This is a genomic window from Ohtaekwangia sp. (genome assembly GCF_036786105.1).
Lineage (GTDB): Bacteria > Bacteroidota > Bacteroidia > Cytophagales > Cyclobacteriaceae > Ohtaekwangia.
This window is the reverse complement of the sequence record NZ_DAIQRQ010000005.1, coordinates 19,910-36,233: the sequence shown is the minus strand read 5'-3', so window position 1 is coordinate 36,233 and position 16,324 is coordinate 19,910. Positions and strand designations below refer to the sequence as shown.

Annotated in this window: 14 protein-coding genes; 9 read left to right on the top strand and 5 right to left on the bottom strand. The window is 44.6% G+C overall.

Features of this window, described 5'->3' with window-relative positions; all coding sequences use genetic code 11:
- Positions 1-73 precede the first annotated feature (73 nt).
- The 5 genes from V7Q33_RS03995 to V7Q33_RS03975 all read right to left on the bottom strand — a co-directional run bounded on the left by V7Q33_RS03995 (position 74) and on the right by V7Q33_RS03975 (position 7,036).
- Positions 74-2,335 (bottom strand): FG-GAP-like repeat-containing protein, encoded by a 2,262-nt coding sequence (locus V7Q33_RS03995; RefSeq protein ID WP_333818973.1) that lies wholly within the window; start codon positions 2,333-2,335, stop codon positions 74-76.
- Positions 2,336-2,393: 58 nt separating this feature from the next.
- Positions 2,394-2,738, bottom strand: coding sequence for a hypothetical protein (locus V7Q33_RS03990; protein ID WP_333818972.1), 345 nt, complete (start codon positions 2,736-2,738; stop codon positions 2,394-2,396).
- A 162-nt stretch (positions 2,739-2,900) separates the two neighbouring features.
- On the bottom strand, positions 2,901-3,446 hold the full coding sequence (locus tag V7Q33_RS03985; RefSeq protein WP_333818971.1) for a hypothetical protein: 546 nt from the start codon (positions 3,444-3,446) through the stop codon (positions 2,901-2,903).
- 257 nt (positions 3,447-3,703) lie between these two features.
- Positions 3,704-4,624: a DUF4249 domain-containing protein gene (locus V7Q33_RS03980; protein ID WP_333818970.1), complete on the bottom strand. Its 921-nt coding sequence runs from the start codon at positions 4,622-4,624 to the stop codon at positions 3,704-3,706.
- A 12-nt stretch (positions 4,625-4,636) separates the two neighbouring features.
- Entirely contained in the window at positions 4,637-7,036 is a 2,400-nt protein-coding gene (locus tag V7Q33_RS03975; RefSeq protein WP_333818969.1) for a TonB-dependent receptor, read from the bottom strand.
- Positions 7,037-7,395: 359 nt separating this feature from the next.
- Between V7Q33_RS03975 and V7Q33_RS03970 the strand changes: the two genes are divergently transcribed.
- The 9 genes from V7Q33_RS03970 to V7Q33_RS03930 all read left to right on the top strand — a co-directional run bounded on the left by V7Q33_RS03970 (position 7,396) and on the right by V7Q33_RS03930 (position 16,319).
- Positions 7,396-8,259 carry a helix-turn-helix domain-containing protein gene (locus tag V7Q33_RS03970; protein ID WP_333818968.1) on the top strand — a complete coding sequence of 288 codons (864 nt, stop codon included), beginning with the start codon at positions 7,396-7,398 and terminating at the stop codon, positions 8,257-8,259.
- An 89-nt stretch (positions 8,260-8,348) separates the two neighbouring features.
- Positions 8,349-8,885, top strand: coding sequence for a YbhB/YbcL family Raf kinase inhibitor-like protein (locus V7Q33_RS03965; RefSeq protein WP_331976060.1), 537 nt, complete (start codon positions 8,349-8,351; stop codon positions 8,883-8,885).
- 292 nt (positions 8,886-9,177) lie between these two features.
- Positions 9,178-10,539, top strand: a complete 1,362-nt coding sequence (locus tag V7Q33_RS03960; protein WP_333818967.1) for a M16 family metallopeptidase — start codon at positions 9,178-9,180, stop codon at positions 10,537-10,539.
- A 4-nt stretch (positions 10,540-10,543) separates the two neighbouring features.
- On the top strand, positions 10,544-11,884 hold the full coding sequence (locus V7Q33_RS03955) for a M16 family metallopeptidase (protein ID WP_331976064.1): 1,341 nt from the start codon (positions 10,544-10,546) through the stop codon (positions 11,882-11,884).
- A gap of 108 nt (positions 11,885-11,992) precedes the next feature.
- Positions 11,993-12,319, top strand: coding sequence for an ArsR/SmtB family transcription factor (locus V7Q33_RS03950; RefSeq protein ID WP_331976066.1), 327 nt, complete (start codon positions 11,993-11,995; stop codon positions 12,317-12,319).
- Positions 12,320-12,353: 34 nt separating this feature from the next.
- A complete protein-coding gene (locus tag V7Q33_RS03945) occupies positions 12,354-13,001 on the top strand; it encodes a protein-tyrosine-phosphatase (RefSeq protein ID WP_331976067.1) in 648 nt (215 codons plus the stop codon).
- Positions 13,002-13,217: 216 nt separating this feature from the next.
- Entirely contained in the window at positions 13,218-13,835 is a 618-nt protein-coding gene (locus V7Q33_RS03940) for a TetR/AcrR family transcriptional regulator (protein WP_331976069.1), read from the top strand.
- 53 nt (positions 13,836-13,888) lie between these two features.
- Positions 13,889-15,214 carry a TolC family protein gene (locus V7Q33_RS03935; protein WP_331976071.1) on the top strand — a complete coding sequence of 442 codons (1,326 nt, stop codon included), beginning with the start codon at positions 13,889-13,891 and terminating at the stop codon, positions 15,212-15,214.
- A 49-nt stretch (positions 15,215-15,263) separates the two neighbouring features.
- Positions 15,264-16,319 (top strand): efflux RND transporter periplasmic adaptor subunit, encoded by a 1,056-nt coding sequence (locus tag V7Q33_RS03930; RefSeq protein WP_331976073.1) that lies wholly within the window; start codon positions 15,264-15,266, stop codon positions 16,317-16,319.
- Positions 16,320-16,324: the final 5 nt, after the last annotated feature.

Below are 16,324 nucleotides of genomic sequence, written 5' to 3'. Positions count from 1 at the left end.
GCGTACTATTAACATTCCTTAGTCGGTTACGGGAGTTACAGTCATGCACCTGTAACTCCTCGATAACCTTTATTTAATTATTAACCGCTAACGGGCCGCAGAGTTTCTCTGGTAGCACCCAATTGATCTTCTGCAGCTTAACAGGCACTATGGTTTTTGTGCCTTCGGTAATCTTAATAAACTGATCCGCTTTTATATTTCTGAACACTTCTGTTGTATTGCTGCCATGCCAACGTATTTCCAACGCATCGATCTGCGTTGCTCTCCCCAAACCAATCTCTCGCCGCAGTGGCGATGAACCAAAACTGCCACCGGAATTTACATCGCGGTATATAGTGCGTTGCCTGCCATTCTCGGTGCACGTTATCTTTATCCGTGAGCCGATCGCTAACCGGTTTGCTTTTGTTCCTTCCAGTTGAATGCTGATCCAATGATTATCGCCCTGGCCGGGATTCATAAAGAAAGAATTCTGATAAGCATCACCGGGAAACGCCCCGCCCATATCAATGTATATATCCTGATCGCCATCGTTATCCATATCGGCAAATGAAACACCATGGCCTTTCTGTAAATGACCTACCCGCGCAGAGGCCGTTACGTCTACAAATTTTTTGCCCGCTACATTACGAAACATCTTGTTAGGCACGAGCGATTGATAATTAGGATTGCCCGTGCCGAGATACATATCGAGGTAGCCATCGTTATCAATGTCGCCAAAGTTGGAACCCATGGCAAACACCATTTTATCAAGGCCACACTCTTTCGCCACATTGGTAAACGTACCGTCATGATTGTTGTGATAGAGAAACATCTTGTCAGGACTACCGGCTGGTACATGCAGCTTTTCGGAAGCGGCATAATACGCCAATGAGTTATCGAAGGTATAGTCGCAAACAAATATATCCAGCCATCCATCGTTGTCGAAATCCCAGAACCACGATGGGAAAGTTCTCTTTTCCGGGGTCGTGTCAATGCCGGCATAGCGCGATACATCTTCAAATACCAGTTGTCCATTCTGCATACCCTTATTCCGGAAGAGATGTCTTCCCCGGTTCATAGTAGAAATAAAAATATCCTTCCAGCCATCGTTATCATAATCACCGGAAGTGACTGACTTTACAAAGCCTTCAAAGTTTGAATTTGTTTTTGCGGCTACTTCCGTGAACGTTCCATCCTGGTTATTGATATATAGCTCGCACGGATGAGGTTGTTGTATGCCTTTCAATGAGGCTTCGTTCCCGATAAATACATCAACCCATCCATCGTTGTTGAAATCATTCCAGGTCGCAGTCTGTGTAGGGTGGAATGATAATAATCCGCTTTGTGTCGTTACATCGGTAAATGTACCATCTCCATTATTACGAAGCAGCGAATTGGGGTCTTCGCCGTACTCGCCCTTCCACGCACCGCGCAGTACAAATATATCTTTATAGCCATCGTTGTTATAGTCCGTCTGCACCATATTAAGGCCTCCGGAAATTCCTTTCAATCCTGACATGGCAGATCTATCTTCAAAGGTTCCATCGGTTTTATTGCGGAAGAAATTTATCTCATCCTCCAGCGACCAACCACAGGTTACAATGTCCATGTAACCATCATTGTCGAAGTCATCTGCAATGCTGGCACCGGCCATGTTTTTCAAATCCAGCTTCAGGTCAGCCGCTATATCAATAAAGGAGTTTACTTTGTTTGTAGTATCACCCTGCATATCGGGCAGTAAAAATTGAGCAGGCACTTTGTCCGGATATTCACCGAGCGTCATATAGGCTATATTCAGCAACCAGCGCGACTCAAGATCACGTGGGTCTCTGGTCAGTACTTTTTCATAGATAGCGATTGCTTTGCGCGATCCTGATCCATCGCGGTGCACACCAAGTCCCTTGATTGGCAGCAAACATGATTCAGCTGCGTGATTGGAGATGCAATTGCTACGTTCTCCTACGCGCAGGTATGTCAGCGCCAGGTCTTTCCATATCTTTTCCGCCTGGTATGTATTCGTGTTGTTCACCAGGTATTCAAACAGTTCTATAGCTTCCTCCTCGCGGCCCAGCTCCAGCAGTATATTTGCCTTCAGATATTTGCAGTACGCTATTTCGCTGGGTGTGCTGTGCGGCAGGCTGAGCAGTGAATCCATATATTTCATTTTCACCTCTGGTACATATTGATTCTTCGGGTTCTTTCCTTCCTCTTTTGCACTGGCCAGAATGGCAATCATTTCTTCATGGCAGGTATTGGTACGTGTGCATGCAACCAGCACAATAGCTAACAACGGAAAGCCTACAGTAACGTAGTGTATATATTTCATGCAGAGGTGTGTGAAGTTAGGGTAATTCATGGTTATGTATAGTTTGAGGTTCAAAGTTCAGAAGTTCAGGGGTTCAAGGTTCAGGGGTTCAAGGTTTAATGTCAGTTGCCGGTTTATCCTTGTTTTTTTGTCTGAGGTGGTCGTACCCTTGTGGCAACCGGGTTACGGGTGCTGTCTCTATATCCTGCTTTACCTGTTCCGCTATACTTTCATCGCCACAGCGTAAATCGGCAGCAGCCGTATGTGCTGCGGTACAGAATTGGCACTGGTTATTGTACGATACAATGGTAGCAATGAGTTCGCCTCCGGTTAATGAAGATGGGCCGCGAAGTAAATACTGCGTAAGCTCACGGATAGGCTCGGCAGAGTCCTTACAATATTCGAGCAACCCCATAATACCGGGCAGATGCTCCTCTACTGGAATATAGGGCATAAAAATGGGTTATTGTGTATTGGCACAATCCATACGAAATGGAGTATGCCAATGCACAGACGTTAATACTGAATAAAGAATGAATCGGGAAAGCGGATATCTACACAAAGGAGATTACCCCTTGCGGTATATACTCAGAATAGCGTACAGATATCCGGAAGATTAGCCCGGCACCTGCGGTGGCGGCGTAGAAATGGTATGTATACCGGACAGAAGTATATATTCTTTTACAGCATACAGGGTATACAGTAAACACGCTGTTTCTTTTGGTATTGTCACAGCATCGTGTAGTTCAAAATCTTTAATGAAGCTTCCCAGTAACTTCAGGGTTTTGGAAGTAGCCGGAAGATCGTTGATGCTTTTGATAAAATCGGTCATTGCCGTGTGCAGCATCTTTTCACGATGATCGGGTATACATACTACATATAGCGTATCGTTTACAAGCTTCTGTTTTACCAGTTTATAAAAAGCGCCCTGATGCTCGAAGGAACCGTTTATACGTTCATACTGATTATCATTTAATAATGGGTAGGGTAACGACAGCGGAATCTTCAGCGTTACCGCCTCACTTTCGGTATACTGGCCGGCATCCAGTTGCTGTTGCATGTTGGCACGCAGGTGCTCGCGGGTAAGCCAATACAATCCATAGTACCCTATTACATTGAACAGGAATACCAGCAGGAATAGTATAGATAGTAATCGCTTCACAACAATCAGTTATCATAGATACAAAAAAATACTTTCATTTCCACAACTGCATAAGCAGACATGAAATAGTAACGATCAGGAATAAGTGTAAAAATGTACTTTATACTATTTATGATATTTCTGTTTACACTCATTTTTTCTTCGTAACTTCTCTTTAGAAAAGAAGCCCATCCACATTCTCAAGTGTTTTAGAGGTTGTTACAACAAAAGAGGCCGCTTCGCGCGGCCTCTTTGGAATAACTTATGCAAAAGAGACGCTACTCTTTCAACTTCTTACCCATACCGGATACAGCCGATACATTAAAGAAGCCCAACGCCTTTCTTCCATTCGAATCTGTATTAACAATATTGGTCGATACATTCGAAAGCGGTGTTGAAAAGAGCTCGCCAAATCCACCCGGCCGGTCGGTCTGCACAATTACTTCGTTCAAAAAGTTATAAGCCTCCAGGGTTATTGAATGAATCTCTACATATACAGAGTCGCCTGGCTCATAGGGCGACAACTGCTTGTCGTCAGCATCCTGTTCATCGGGGTTTACGCTGCGCAACGGAGGCAGGAATGTAACACCATCAAAATTACCACCGCCAGAGAACCCTGCATCGTATGCTACGGTGATCTCGCTAGGCTTTAGCAATGCTACTTTATTCTTATAGCCACGTATCCAATAGGTATCGCCTTTTCCTACAGCATCGGTAGCCCAGAACTCTGCGGTATAGGAGTTATCCGGATATTGCGGATCATTTTCATCGTATGTAAAGGTAATGCTATCGATCGGCACGGTGCGGTTGATGCGTGATGTAGCCTGGTATGTTTCTTCGCCAACTTTCACGGTTAAGGTATACCGGCGGCCAATTGTACCGAACACATCCTTTGAAGTGGCATCGGTTGCTACCCAGCGATAAGTGCCGGGGGTGTCTGCATCTTCCGTGAAAGCAATCTCACCGCCATCGTAGCGTACGGTTACGGTAGCTCCGGATACACCGGGCGGCACTTCGTTGTCTAAATAAGATTGCGACCAGCTGAGCTTTACAAGCTGGTCTTCTACTTTATTATTCAACCATGCATCTACTACGAGCATGGGCGCTGCACTTTCCAGTTGGGGATTTATAGTCTTTTCGCAAGAGTAAAACAGCGAAGCTCCCAACAGTATACCAATGAGTTGTTTATGAAATTTCATGATGCTGCTCTGTTAGAATTTAAAGTTGTAAGATATAGCCGGTACAAAACTACCAATGAGTGACATTTGTGTTGCTTCCGATTTGATAGGCTGGCCAGCGGGCACGCGCTCGTTGGATTGAGCAAAGTATATCGAGAAGGCATTCTTCCGGGCGTATACATTGTATACCGAAAACACCCAGTAGTCGCGATTCTTCCGCTCCTTCCCTTTCCGGCTATATTCCCTGCCTTCTAAGCGAAATGAAATATCCAGCCGGTTGTAGTTCGGCAATCGTACATTGTTACGCGAGCCGTTTGCATTCTCGGGGATTAATATACCTTGTATCACGTAGCGTGAAGTAGGGAATGTAGTAGGCGTACCCGAAATAAAAATAAAGTCAGCCGATACCGACCAGCGCTTGTTGATGTCATAGAAAGCGGCAACCTTTACATTGTGCGTCTGGTCATAGCGTGTAGGGTACCATGAGCCGTTGTTAATGCCATCTACTTTCAATTCGGTGCGGCCCAATGTATAGCTTACCCATCCGTTCAGGCGCCCGGTTTTCTTTTGCAGGTAAAACTCCACACCATACGCGCGCCCTTTGCCACTGAGCAGATCGCCTTCCAGGTATTTGTTGATCAGTAAATCTGCACCATCAATATAGTCGATCTGGTTTTGCGTTTTCCGATAGTATCCTTCCACCGATGCTTCCCATTTGGCATGGCCCATATTCAACGACCGGAAGTAACCAAGTGTAAACTGATCGCCTATCTCCGGTTTTATATTGTTGGATGTTGGCGTCCATACATCCAGCGGATTAGAAGCTGTGGTGTTGGATATGAGGTGCAGGTATTGCACCATGCGGTTGTAACTTCCCTTCACGGAGCTTGTTTCAGAAAGCGAAGCTTTGAAGGAGAATCGCGGCTGCAGGTTGTTGAAGTTGGCAATTGTTTTACCACGGCTATAGGTAGTTTCTGATGCTACACTCTTGCGTTTGCCCGGTATAGTATCGTTGTAGGTATATACTGTGCCCGGACCAAAGTACTTGAAGTTGGAGAAACGCAAGCCATATTCAACCGAAAGTATTTCGTTTACCTTAAGGTTATCATTGACATAGAGCGATGATTCCAAATTATACTTGCGATCGAGACTCACATCGGTAGGCTGACCGTTGGATATGCCTCTGGCCTTGGCTGGCTCAAAGAAATAATAGATTGCCTCAGCACCAAAGTTCAGTTCATTGTTACTGCTGATGAAGTAACTGAACTCCGGCTTGAGTATAAAGTTAGAAATAGATGAATTCCACTTGAAGCGGTTTCGGTCGTCATCACCAAATTGCAGCTCGTATTCATAGCTGCTGTATACACCGGTTATGTTCGAGAATAGTTTTTCATTGAACAGGTGGTTCCAGCGAATGGTAGCCGTAGCGTTTCCCCAGTTAAAGCCCTGGTTCTTGTCGAAGTAAAAATTATCGCGGCCAAAATACCCGGAGAGGTATACACGATTGCGATCGTTCAGGCTATAGTTGGCTTTCGCAGTAAGGTCATAAAAGTTAAGAGCACCGCCATCCTTCAGGATATCTACAAAAGGCCTTGCAAGCACATCGATATATGATCGGCGGCCCGATACTATAAAAGAACCTTTGTCTTTCACGATCGGTCCTTCGAATGACAACCGGCTGAAGATCGTACCGATACCTCCGGTTGTTTCATATTCCTTGCTGTTACCATCTTTCATGCGTACATCGAGGATGGAAGCAAGCCTGCCGCCATAACGCGAAGGGATTGCGCCTTTATACAGCTTGGTATCTTTCACGGCATCGGGGTTGAAGGCTGAGAAGAAGCCGAGCATGTGTGATGAATTATATACCGGAGCTTCGTCTTGCAGAATGAGGTTCTGCCCTACACTTCCTCCGCGCACATTGAAGCCGGAGGCGCCTTCCCCTACCGTTGTAACACCCGGCAGAAGCTGCAGACTTTTGATAACATCTACTTCACCCAGAAAGGCCGGTATCTTGCGAATGGTTTTAATATCGAGCTTGGCTGTGCTCATCTCCACGCTCTGTACGTTGGCCGTTTGTTGTTCTTCCTCAGCCGTTACCACTACTTCCTGAAGTTGTTTGCTGTCGGAGCTCAGTTCTACATCGATGCGTACATCTTTATCCAGCGTGAGCTGCTTCTCCGTTCGCTGATATCCTACAAAACTATACTCTACCGTATAGGCCGAGGGTGGTATGGTAATGGAATAGAATCCGTATACATTCGTTACGGCACCTTTGCCGATCTCTTTGATGTAGATCGTAGCGCCTACCAGCACTTCACCGTTGGCTGCGTCTTTGATATAGCCGCTCAGTGTATGGCGCTGCTGAGCGCACGCTGTGTGTGACATGAGTGCCAGAAGCACTGCAAAAAAAACAGGTACTCGTATAATCATGCGTTATTGGTTTCAATTTATTCATGACAGCTAAAGGCCAGTAATCCCCTATGACTCCTATGTTTTTATTTTGTTACGAATTCAACCGTTATAAGATTATTGTATGTCTATAACGTTTAATCGTATCTGAAAAATATATCCTGCTGCCACCACCCTCTCCTCCATACGGTAATCATTAACAGCTACAGGCATTTGTCTTTTTAAGTGTCGAAAAATTACACGGAGATATTTTACGGGCCGCAAACTTAAAGGTTCGTCATACGATAATCTATATGCAATGGTTTGTTCTTTAATTTTTACATAAACCACTCCTTTCAGGTGCTGCTTACGACTACAAACAGATTATGTATTTTTGCTGTATGACTACTGCTTATGCACTTCCGGAAGACCTGATGGCGGCCAACAATCTGCCGGTTGGTGACCTGATTTTGTTCGACTACCAGACTACGAACCAGCAACCTGTAAAGACCAAGATTATAGCCAGCAAGCACGTATTCAGTTTTCTGCAAGAGGGTGAGAAGGAAGTACATTTTTATGATGAGTCTGTGCGATTCAATCCAAGCAAAGCCATGCTGATACCGGCTGGTAATTGCATTATGACGGAGCGCTATTCGCAAGACAGGCAATACCGCAGTTTCATATTCATTTTCTCCGACAGTCATTTGGTAGCGTTTCGTGATAAATACGTATCGCTATTCACACACGCACCACGGAACAGCAGCGAGCGGCTCTCGCATTTCCTGTTTGCACAAGACGACTTCATTCGCAATTTTGTACACTCCTTGCAGCATCTTCACTGCCATCCCACCACGCTGTCGGCTTCATTGTTACAGATCAAGTTCGATGAGGTAATGCTATATCTGTGTGACCGGTATCCGCAGCAATTTCTCCGGTTTATATTCAACGTTAATGCATCTGATCTCCCGTTGCGTAAAGTGGTGGAGAGCAAAACTTCATTGAACCTTTCGTTGGAGGAATTATCGTTTCTCTGCAACATGAGTGTTTCTACATTTAAACGAAAGTTTGAAGAAGTATACGGCATGGCACCTTCGCGGTGGTTTCATTTACGAAAGATGCAGCAGGCAGCTTTTCTATTAAAGTATGAAAAAGCAAAAGCGAGTGAAATACACCTTGACCTGGGGTATGAAAATCTCTCGAGTTTTGTACAAGCCTTCAAGAAAGAATTTGGTAAAACGCCCAAAGCCTACCAGCAAAATGTTTGAGCTGTTTGAAACAGTTTTTGATCTTTCCGCTATATCGCCTGCCGGAGGCAGGAATTAATTTTGCATCAAACAACTTTAAATTATTCGCTATGAAAAAATTATTTTTCTCTGCGCTGGCATTGTGCATCGTTGCGTTTGCTTCAGCACAGACGTTTACGCTGAAAAGCAATGACATTGGTGGACAAGCTACCAACAAACAATTCTTTAATGGCTTTGGATGTTCCGGTGAAAATATCTCGCCTCAACTGTATTGGGAACATGCTCCTAAAGAAACACAATACTTTGCTGTAACGATTTATGACAAAGATGCACCCACCGGCAGCGGGTTCTGGCACTGGCTGATCTTTAATATACCAGCAAATGTAACGGAGCTTAAAGCCAACGCAGGCGACATTACAAAAGCCATAGCACCGGCCGGAGCGGTGCAAAGTCTTACTGATTTCGGCAAGCAGGGCTATGGTGGTCCATGCCCTCCGGCCGGTCCCATACACGAGTACCTGATCACAGTGTATGCATTGAAGAATAAAATAGATCTCGATAAAAACACCGGCCCTGCGCTCGTAGGTTTTTACATCAACCAGGCTGTTATTGCCAAAGCATCCATTGTGATGTACGCCAGGCAGTAAGTATTTGCTATACTATATCCCTGCAGAAGCCGCACCACCCACAGAGGGTGATGCGGCTTCTTCTGTTTCTATAACCGTCCGCAAGCGATCATTTTTTGTACACACAGTATATACATAAAGCTATAGCGCATCGCCATTTGACGGAATTTATAGTCCCGCCATTGTAAGATTCGGCTTTTCTCATCATTTTGGCCCTCTAAATTGTGTATGTTAAAAAGTGTCAGTATATGCGTATACTGGCAAGGCTATTGCAAACGCACTCATTAACCAAAACCAAAAAGCACTATTGCGCATGAAAAGATTGTTTCCCGCCCTTTGCCTGATGCTCTTGTTAAAGACTGTCACGGCACAGCAGCTACCTGCTAATTTTCACCTTACCAAACTCAAGAATGGATTGGAGGTTCTGGTCATTGAAGATCGCACCGTTCCGCTTATTACCATTGAGGTATGTGTGAAGAACGGTGCTTATACCGAAGATCCTGAATACAACGGCCTGTCGCATTTGTACGAGCACATGTTCTTTAAAGCCAACAAAGACCTGCCCTCGCAGGAGGCATTTCTGAACCGTGTGAACGAGCTCGGCATTGCATTTAACGGCACCACATCCAATGAACGCGTGAACTACTTCTTTACGCTGAATAAAAAATTCCTGTCAGAAGGACTCTCGTTCATGAATTCTGCAATCCGCTATCCGCTCTTCGATGAGAAGGAAATGAAGAACGAGAACCCTGTTGTAGATGGCGAGTTTCAGCGTAATGAATCGAACCCCGCATTCTGGCTTTTCAGTGATTTTGCAAGAAACATGTGGGGCGATCTGTATAGCCGCAAGAATGCTATTGGCGATCACCATATCATTCTCACCGCCACAACACAGAAGATGCAAACCATCCAGAAAAAATATTATTACCCCAACAACTCCATCCTGGTGATTGCGGGCGATGTAAATCACGATGAAGCTTTCAAAAAAGCAACCGAACTGTTTGAGAGCTGGCAGCCTTCAGATTTCGACCCGTTTGTGAAGTTCCCGATACCGGAGTTCAAGCCGCTTACAGAAACCAAGGTGTTTATCACCGAAAACGCCAACGCACGCAATCCTTTTATAGTAATGGGATGGCACGGACCCGATACGCGCCACGATTTGCCCGCTACGTATGCTGCCGATGTGTTCTCCTATATATTACAACAACAGTCGTCTAAATTTCAGCAGGAACTGGTAGAAAGCGGGCTGGCTTTTAACGCTAATTTAAGTTACCAGACTTGTAAATATACCGGCCCCATCACTGCCTTTGTAGTGCCTCGCCCCGACAAGATCAAAGAAGTGATTGAAAAGGTTGAAGAGCACGTGAACCAGTGGGACAGCGATACATACTTTACCGATGAGCAACTCGAAACGGCCAAAAACATGTTGGCAATTGATGATGCCCACGGTCGTGAAAAGACATCGAATTTCATTCACACGGTTACATTCTGGTGGGCTTCGGCAACCATCGATTACTATACCGGCTATGTAAACAATCTGAAAAAAGTTACCCGTCAGGATATACAGCGCTATGTGCGTACTTATATAAAGGGAAAACCACATGTTATCGGTGTGCTCTCTACACCACAAAACAAATCATCGCTGGAGGCAAGTCTCAAAACTTTAAAGAAATAAGTCTATGAAGAAATATATCTGCTATATACTGTTAATGGTGGCGTGCATCACACAAGGGTTTACTGCACCACCGGAAGAAAAGCCTCGCGAATTTATGGTCGATGGCGTCAAAGTAATTTTCAAACCCTCGGTAAAAGAAATTATCAGCGTTCGCTTCTTTATTAAAGGTGGCACAGCAAACTATAGCAAAGAGCAGGAAGGTATAGAAGCCCTTGCACTCTGGGTAGCAACCGAAGGCGGAACGAAGAGTCTGAATAAAACTGCCTTTGCCACTGCGCTCGAAAAGGTAGGCACTACCATTGGCTCCAGCACATCATTAGACTATAGCGAGATCAGTATGTCGTGTATAAAAGAGTTTTGGGACACATCGTGGAAATTGTACTCCGATGCTATTGTAAACCCGGCCTTTGATCCGAAGGAATTCGACTTGTTGAAAGGCCGCGCAGTATCTGCAGCAAAAGAAGAAGAAGCTAACCCTGATGCACATCTGCGAAACCAAAGTTTGCAGAACGCTTTTGCGGGGCGCAATTATAGCAAAATATACAACGGCACGGTGACCAGTCTGGAGAAACTAACGGTAGAGCAGGTTGCAGCACACTATCGCTCTGTTCTTGGTAAACAAAATTGCTTTATTGTAGTGGTTGGTAATGTAACAGAAGCCGACCTGAAACAAAAGGTATCCGCAGCATTTAAAGGTATTCCGGCAGGTAAAGCTTTTCAACCAGAGAAGAAGGTTGAATTAAAACCACAGGCTACCATTGAAAATCGTGATATAGCCACAAACTATATCCGCGGCCTGATGAATGCTCCGGCTGTAAATGAAAAAGAAGGCACTGCCATGATGCTGGCTACCACCATTCTCTACGATCGCTTCTTTATAGAGCTTCGCACGAAGAGAAGTTTATCGTATGCCCCTTCGGTAGGATATGCATCGGCAGCCATCACCAATCCGTATGCAACGTTCTATATATCTACTACCGATCCGAAGCAATCCTTGCAGGTAATGATCGATGAAGTGAACAAAGTAAAGAACCAGGGCTTCTCTGAAAAAGAATTGAAAGATATGAAAGAAGGCTATATTACTTCCTTCTTTATGGGACAGGAGACTAACGATACGCAAAGCATGACGCTTGGTACACGGGAAGTAGCTGGTGACTGGAGAAAAGCGGAGAGTTTTATGAGTGAAGTAGAAAAACTAACGGTGCAGGATCTCAACGCGGTATTCAAAAAATACTCTGGTTCCATTAACTGGACGTACCTCGGAAAGGAAAGCGCTGTTAGCAAAGATGATTTTAAACAACCGCAACTTTTTCCGGATAATACCAAGATCTCTCCTAAAAAATAGAACCGCACAAAAGCGCAAAGTCCCGCCAGCACGCGGGACTTTTTTTATTTACAAAAAGTTAATTAGCCCGGTAAATCTGCTATCGCTATATTGCGTTATAACGATACTATGGGACTTACAAAGTCAGAGCTTTTCAAAAAACGTCAGAACAGGCTGGCTACCCTGGCAACCGCTTTTGATCATCCGGCACGCGTAGCCATTATTGAATACCTGTTGAATAACCAGACCTGTATTACAAACGATCTGGTACACGAGCTTCCGCTCTCGCAATCTACCATCTCGCAACACCTGAAAGCGTTGAAAGATGTAGGAATCATTAAAGGTGAAGTGGAAGGACCTAAACTGAATTACTGCATTGATGAAAAGGTGTGGACAGAAGCGAAAGAGAACTTTGCAGATATATTCTCACGCTTTATTCCAAAAGAAACCTGCTGATGTTGACCTATACATTTACCTTTTAGTTATACCTATGGCACTTGCTCCTGAAAAGAAAATTATACTATATCCGGCACTCGCTCAATACATCGAAGATTTGCAGGAAGAACACACGGCGATCTCCGAAGCCAGAAAAGATGTGCTTAAAAAACTGACAGCCTTCATTGAAAGTAAAACAGCAGAAGCAAAAAGAGCCGAGCTCGTTTTTATCTGTACACATAATTCACGCAGAAGTCATATTGCGCAGTTGTGGGCACAGGCTCTGGCAGATTACTATACTATACCGGGCGTAATAAGTTACTCCGGTGGAACCGAAGCCACCGCTTTCAACCTGCGTGCAGTGCTTGCCATGAAGAGCATGGGTTTTGATATTAATGCTGTTACCGAAGGTGACAACCCGGTATATGAAGTGCGTTATGCTGACGATGCCGAGCCAATGCGCATTTATTCCAAAACGTTCTATGCACCCGGCAATCCGGAAAAAGACTTTTGTGCCGTGATGACCTGCTCCGATGCAGACCAGCATTGCCCTGTTGTGGAAGGTGCGGCTTCACGTATATCGCTTCCTTACGATGATCCTAAAAACTTTGACGGAACACCCTTTGAAAGTAAAAAGTACGCCGAACGCGCACGCCAGATCGGCCGCGAACTGTCGTATGCATTTTCATTGATTCGCCGATAAAATGCTGGCTTTTCCCATTTGCCGTTCCGGAATAGTTTTTTCAAGGTTCGTCCCGATAGCATGAGACGATCAAGATCATGGTAATTTTTTTAATTAGAATTATCGTTGCCGCAGCCTGGAAAGCGAGGTTGAGGAAATTTCTCAACACGACATGTTGGAAATGACAACCTAATCTTGTTCTTTTGCGTTAACAAAATTGTTAATCATTTTTGATAAATGGCCACTGAACAACTTCAAACCGAGGAATTGATAAAAGAGACTGCCAGACGGCTCTTTTTTCAAAAAGGCCATATCCATGCTACAACGCAGGAAATTGCCGATGAAGCAGGGGTTAACCGGGCATTGATTCACTACTATTTCAGAAGCCGCGATCTTCTTTTCGAAAAGGTTTTACAGGAAACCATGAAATCCCGAACCGACAAGATCGATTCTATATTCAGCACCAATGATTCGCTTCGTATTAAGATAGCCCGCTTCATTGATGTGTTTATTGACGATCATATCGATTTGCCTTACCTGGAGAACTTCCTGATAACGGAAATGACAAAATCTCAAGATCCGATGAAAAATTTTCATCTGGCTGAAGAGAGAAAGGTCAAAATAAAAGAAATAATAAATCGTCAAATACAAGAGGAAGTAGCAAGAGGATTAATTGCTCCCATTACGATCGAGCATTTTATGCTTAACCTGATGTCACTTTGCAATTACCCCCTGTTAGCAAAGCCTATCATGCAAACCATTTTTGGTATGGATGAAGCTACCTACCGGAATTTCCTGAAAGAACGTAAGAAAGTAGTTTACCGTGCGATTTTTAACGAAGATCTGCCGGAGTGATATTTTTTTGCCCATGTATTAACTAAAATGTTAAACAATATAATTAAACTAAAATGACAAGAAAACTCTGTTTGATCGTTCTAGCGCTGCTAACGGTCAGCACCCTTGGCAAAGGTCAGCAACTCTCTCTGGATGAATGCATTCGTATTTCGCTGGAGAATAACCTCAGCGTTAAAAACAGCAAGCTTGACATTGAATCAACAGATCATAAAGTAAGCGAAGCCCGCAGTGGCCTGCTTCCTACTGTGGATGTGAACGGGCAATATCAATACTACCTGAACGTGCCTTCGCAGTTTATACCGGCAGCTACTTTTGGCGGCACACCCGGAGAATACGTTTCGGCAACACTCAGTGTACCACAGACCACCGCTGCCAATGTGCAGCTCACGCAAAAGCTATATGACCAACGCGTAATGGTGGGACTCAAGGCGGCACGTGCTGCGCGCACTACGTCAAGTCTGCAGCTTATCATGACAAAAGAAGATGTAGTATATAACGTTACCTCAACTTACTACAACATCCAGGTAATTTCTGACAACCTCGCCCTGCTGCAATCGAACATGACAAGCCTGGAGAAAACTGTAAAGACCAACGAGGCGCTGCGCAAAAATGAGATCGTGTCCGGCAGTACGTATAAGCGCCTGCTTATTAACCTGGAAAATCTCCGCAACCAATATGATAATGAAAAGCTGAACCAGACCAAGTACTATAACATGTTGAAGTACCTGATGAATGTTCCGCTAACAGAGAACATTGAAGTAATGCCTTTTGATTTTAATGCTGCACTGGAAGACTTGAAAGCTGGCGATATAGGCAAACGCGCCGATATACGCCTGCAGGAAGAACAAATAAAACTTTCGGAGCTCGATCGCAAAAGTACGCTGGCAGGTTACTACCCTACGCTCTCTGCCAATTTCTTTCACGGATATACCGGCTACTATAACAAATTCTCTCCGCTCGATCGCATCAACAACCAGTGGATCAACAGCACATACTTCTCTGTATCGCTGAAGATACCGGTGTTCGATGGGTTTACACGCAAGTACCAGGCAAAGCAAAAATCAGTAGCCATTCAGAAAGACATCAACACACTGGCATCCAAAAGGCTTGATGCCGAACGCCAGATACAGGATGCTATGAATAACTATATCAGCAATAAAAATCTGTTGAGCAACAGCAAACGCAGTCTCGATCTGGCCGAGCAGTTGTTCAAAGATGCCAACATCGAGTATAACAACGGCCTGATCTCCATTACCGATCTGCTCGATTCACAAGACGACCTTTCGGATGCACGCAATAACTATAGCACTGCGCTCATCAACCTGAAAGTAGCCGAGCTCGATGTAAAGAAAGCCAACGGCGACCTCGTAAGAGAATAAATAACCAACGCACTCTATAATAATCACCGACTTAACATTATCACTGTATATGACAAAGAAGATTGTTTTCACCATCGTTGCTTTACTGGTTACTGCGCTGGCAGCCGTAAAGTTGTTCAGCAACCAGCAAACCGTGCAGGAGAAAGTATACCGGCCTGATGCCAACAAAAAAGTACTGGTAAAAGCACAGACGGTAACACCCAAAGACCTGGACAGAACCTTTACGTATACAGGTACATTCAGACCTTTTAAAGAAGTTATGCTCATGCCGCAGGCACAGGGAAAAGTAACCGGGCTATACTTTGAAGAAGGCGCTGCTATACCCGAAGGTAAATTATTGGTACAGATCGATGACGAATTGCTGCGCGCCCAGTATATATCGGCCGAAGCTTCGTATGAAACCGCCAAGAGAAACTTTGAGCGTTATGAAAAAGCCAGCGAGAGTGAAGGCGTAAGCAAAATGCAATACGACAGTTACTGGCAGCAGTATAAAAATGCAGAATCTCAACTCAAGCAACTCGACAAAAATATCCGCCTCAACAAAATCATCGCTCCGTTTGCAGGCACTATTACACAGAAAGATGTTGAAGTAGGCTCCGTAGTAAATACCAGCAATGCGATAGGTCGCCTGACTGACCTTTCGCAACTGAAGCTCGAAATCGCGGTGCCTGAAAAAGAAATATACCTCTTTAAAGAAGGTGAAAATGCAACGATACAAACCGACCTGTACCCAGGCCACAACTTTACCGGCAAGATCGACTATGTATCCGATCGCGCAGATGATTCGCATAACTACACTGTAAAAATCCTTATCAAAAACAACAAAGCGAATGAATTGAAAGCCGGTATGTATGGCACGGCTGTGATAAATAAAGATTTGCAGGCTGCCACGCTGATTATACCACGCTCGGCACTGCTGGGTTCTGCTAAAAATCCGCAGGTGTTTGTAGTGCAGAACGATACCGCATCACTGCGCAATATACAGACGGGCAGCAGCAATGGATTGGAAATAGAAGTGATCAACGGACTGAAAGCAGGAGAAGTTGTAGTGGTGAGCGGACAGATCAACCTGTCTAACGGTTCACCGGTAAGCATTACTCAATAACCCAA

Bases quoted from the DNA above. Each gene is read 5' to 3' on its own strand.
- V7Q33_RS03995 (WP_333818973.1), bottom strand. From the start codon at position 2,335: ATGAATTACCCTAACTTCACACACCTCTGCATGAAATATATACACTAC.
- V7Q33_RS03990 (WP_333818972.1), bottom strand. From the start codon at position 2,738: ATGCCCTATATTCCAGTAGAGGAGCATCTGCCCGGTATTATGGGGTTG.
- V7Q33_RS03980 (WP_333818970.1), bottom strand. From the start codon at position 4,624: ATGAAATTTCATAAACAACTCATTGGTATACTGTTGGGAGCTTCGCTG.
- V7Q33_RS03975 (WP_333818969.1), bottom strand. From the start codon at position 7,036: ATGATTATACGAGTACCTGTTTTTTTTGCAGTGCTTCTGGCACTCATG.
- V7Q33_RS03970 (WP_333818968.1), top strand. From the start codon at position 7,396: ATGACTACTGCTTATGCACTTCCGGAAGACCTGATGGCGGCCAACAAT.
- V7Q33_RS03965 (WP_331976060.1), top strand. From the start codon at position 8,349: ATGAAAAAATTATTTTTCTCTGCGCTGGCATTGTGCATCGTTGCGTTT.
- V7Q33_RS03960 (WP_333818967.1), top strand. From the start codon at position 9,178: ATGAAAAGATTGTTTCCCGCCCTTTGCCTGATGCTCTTGTTAAAGACT.
- V7Q33_RS03955 (WP_331976064.1), top strand. From the start codon at position 10,544: ATGAAGAAATATATCTGCTATATACTGTTAATGGTGGCGTGCATCACA.
- V7Q33_RS03950 (WP_331976066.1), top strand. From the start codon at position 11,993: ATGGGACTTACAAAGTCAGAGCTTTTCAAAAAACGTCAGAACAGGCTG.
- V7Q33_RS03945 (WP_331976067.1), top strand. From the start codon at position 12,354: ATGGCACTTGCTCCTGAAAAGAAAATTATACTATATCCGGCACTCGCT.
- V7Q33_RS03940 (WP_331976069.1), top strand. From the start codon at position 13,218: ATGGCCACTGAACAACTTCAAACCGAGGAATTGATAAAAGAGACTGCC.
- V7Q33_RS03935 (WP_331976071.1), top strand. From the start codon at position 13,889: ATGACAAGAAAACTCTGTTTGATCGTTCTAGCGCTGCTAACGGTCAGC.
- V7Q33_RS03930 (WP_331976073.1), top strand. From the start codon at position 15,264: ATGACAAAGAAGATTGTTTTCACCATCGTTGCTTTACTGGTTACTGCG.